Source organism: Staphylococcus sp. EG-SA-2 (assembly GCF_017152085.1).
Genome location: NZ_JACYHC010000195.1, coordinates 1 through 523 on the forward strand (window position 1 = coordinate 1; position 523 = coordinate 523).

The window sequence follows — 523 nt, forward strand, 5'->3', positions numbered from 1 at the left end:
GGCATTTATATTATATGTACACAGGAAATCATCGAGATAATCATTGGCAACGACATGCGAGTCAGATGATCGCACGATTGAAAGAAGACGGTTCAGTTGAAAAGTTTCCAAAGCCAGTAATTAGCCAACAACCAGAAGGATATACGAGTCATTTTAGAGATCCTAAAGTTTTTAAATATAGTGAGAAATATTATGCGATCATTGGCGCACAAAATAATGATCAGCAAGGTCGATTATTACTTTATAATACTGAAGATATAATTAATTGGCATTATTTAGGTGAAATAAATACAGAGTTGGATGATTTTGGATATATGTGGGAATGCCCAGATTACTTTAATGTAGATAATCAAGATGTCATACTTATTTGTCCACAAGGTATTGAACCAAAAGGCGATCAGTTCAAAAATATTTATCAAAGTGGTTATATACTTGGAAAGTTTGATATTGAAAAGTTAACATATGAACATGAAAATTTTGTCGAGCTTGATAATGGCTTTGATTTCTATGCACCTCAAACATT

General features: G+C 32.3%; 1 protein-coding gene. It reads left to right on the plus strand.

The features are described 5' to 3' along the window. On the plus strand, positions 1-523 hold a 523-nt coding region (locus tag IDG60_RS01830), incomplete at both ends, for a glycoside hydrolase family protein (protein ID WP_481906070.1).